Here is a 1,082-nt window from a genome sequence, read left to right on the forward strand (position 1 = left end):
TGGAGAGGTGCAAAGACAGGGAAGAATTTCGAAATGTGGATCCAATGAACTTAGGTCTTTGTTAGTTGAGGCCGGAATGGTAATGCTCACACGAAGTAAGAAATGGAGTAAAGTGAAAGCTTGGGGATTAAAAATTATGCGAAAAAAAGGGATGAAGAAAGCCGCTTTAGCAGTGGGTAGAAAGTTATCCGTGATCATGCACAAGATGCTGATCGTTGCTCCTCATTTTTTTTGCTCTTTAATGAGCGGTTTTGAGATTTTAAAAAAATCTCTTTATATTGGAGAGTTTAACCTACTCCGTTTAAGGAGTAACCCCTTCTTTGTGTGCAATTATGGCATGTCTAATATGCTTAATAAGGTTCACTCTCTAAAAAATTTTCTTAAGTTCTCTGGGAGAACTGGACAAGCCGTTTTTGGCTTTTTGAAAATCTTGCCTCTTATTTTAGCAATAAAATCATAGAAAGCGTTAGTTATACAAAGAGGTATACAACGAATTAAATACGCTAAACACTTCCAACCTTTTCCTAAAGAGTGTAAAATATATAAGATCGCCTCTGTTTTGAAATAGATTCTATCCTGTTTCTTCTCATACACCATGATACTATCTGGTGTAGTTTTTATGTTTTTAGTCTGAACAAGATGGCAAAAGGTTTTTCCTTCTATGGGAGAAAAAACGAAAGGTGTTTGCATCCTTAAAAGGGTGAAGCGCACAAAAAAATGACATAAACCACAATTACCATCATAAAAAACCCTTGGGAATTCCTCAAATAGATCTTGATGCATATTTTTTCTTTTTAAAGAGTTTTATTCATGGCCCTTTCAACCTTGAAGTGCACAAAAAAGAACATATAAATACTTGAAAAAACATCTATTGTGCACCCGAGCATAGCATGTTTGTAGATAATCTCGTAAACACTTCTAGTGGAGTTTCGAAGTTGAGAGCCTTTCTAGGTCTGTTATTTAGTAAAGTTTCCACCCTTTCTATATCCTTGGAAGTCGTATCTAAAAAGCTTTGTGTTTTAGGAAAATATTGCCTAACTAGTCCGTTTGTATGCTCATTTAAGCCTCTTTCCCAAGAATGG

At 35.5% G+C, this 1,082-nt stretch carries 3 protein-coding genes; 1 reads left to right on the forward strand and 2 read right to left on the reverse strand.

The annotated features are described in order from the left end of the window. Positions 1 to 460 (forward strand): transposase (locus RHOW815_RS08015; RefSeq protein WP_215217772.1); only part of this gene is annotated, 460 nt, incomplete at its 5' end. On the opposite strand, the gene RHOW815_RS09220 is transcribed toward RHOW815_RS08015, so the two are convergent. Together RHOW815_RS09220 and RHOW815_RS09485 are read right to left on the reverse strand one after the other, a co-directional pair. After that, positions 361 to 783: a thiol-disulfide oxidoreductase DCC family protein gene (locus RHOW815_RS09220; RefSeq protein WP_215217771.1), complete on the reverse strand. Its 423-nt coding sequence runs from the start codon at positions 781 to 783 to the stop codon at positions 361 to 363. The two genes, RHOW815_RS08015 and RHOW815_RS09220, sit on opposite strands and share 100 nt — an antisense overlap. Before the next feature lie 85 nt (positions 784 to 868). Further along, positions 869 to 1,082, reverse strand: a 214-nt coding sequence (locus RHOW815_RS09485) for a transposase (RefSeq protein ID WP_502757473.1), incomplete at its 5' end; no start/stop codon positions are given.

Origin of the sequence: Candidatus Rhabdochlamydia sp. W815, from assembly GCF_018642185.1 — a bacterium.
GTDB classification, from domain to species: domain Bacteria; phylum Chlamydiota; class Chlamydiia; order Chlamydiales; family Rhabdochlamydiaceae; genus Rhabdochlamydia; species Rhabdochlamydia oedothoracis.

What these genes read in the sequence shown, in the direction of transcription:
- RHOW815_RS09220 (WP_215217771.1), bottom strand. Translation starts at nt 783, where the DNA reads ATGCATCAAGATCTATTTGAGGAATTCCCAAGGGTTTTTTATGATGGT.